The sequence below is a fragment of the [Zimmermannella] bifida NBRC 103089 genome (assembly GCF_001570925.1).
Classification (GTDB): Bacteria; Actinomycetota; Actinomycetes; order Actinomycetales; family Microbacteriaceae; genus Gulosibacter; species Gulosibacter bifidus.
Map to the genome: position 1 here is coordinate 1 of NZ_BCSP01000034.1, position 707 is coordinate 707.

Genomic DNA, 707 nt, shown 5'->3' on the forward strand with positions numbered 1-707 from the left:
CCCCGAAGCCGACATCTGGCACCGATCCCGAAACAGTCAACTAGACCGAATTAGCAGCGGAAAACTCGATCTGCCAGAACCCGGACCAAACCAGATGTACGTGAAACTCCACCCCGACGATTTCTCGCACACAAATGTGTATGAGGCTGGCGGTGACCGCTGGCGAATCGTGGAATGGGACCCAAACAACCCCACTTCACCGAGAGACTGGGATATGGGGCACACAACGGGTAACGAGTACCGCACCCTCAAACAGGAATACCTAAGTGGTCAGTACTCCACCAAAGAATTCCTAAAGCAATACCTAGATCCCAACAAGTATGAAGTCTCAGATCCATACCGAAACAGCTCCCATACCGATGAGCTAACTGATTAGCCTTCCAGAACCAGCCCACCAATACACTACTGAATAGGAAATCCGCATGGACGGCAGCCCCGCATTCCTTCTCTCATATGGATCACTAACTGACTTTCTTCGCTCATACGAGAAACGCCCTGATTTCACCCCTCGAGAGTTCTTTCTAAACGGAATCAAAAATGAGTCTCCCAAGAACCGGGTAGACATCACTAACTGGATGCTCGACAACGGAGTCCCCGCGTCCTATGTCCCCCCAGACCCGCTCTCGCGCTACAACGCGCTCCACATCCTGTTCGCGCAACGTGAACACGACTACGAACTCGAAGCCCCCTTGCTTCGACGGTTGCTT

1 protein-coding gene is annotated in these 707 nt (G+C 52.5%); it reads left to right on the top strand.

Annotated elements, in window-relative coordinates:
- A partial coding sequence (locus ZBI01S_RS09640; protein ID WP_176572862.1) for a GH-E family nuclease occupies positions 1–376 on the top strand: 376 nt, incomplete at its 5' end.
- Positions 377–707: the final 331 nt, after the last annotated feature.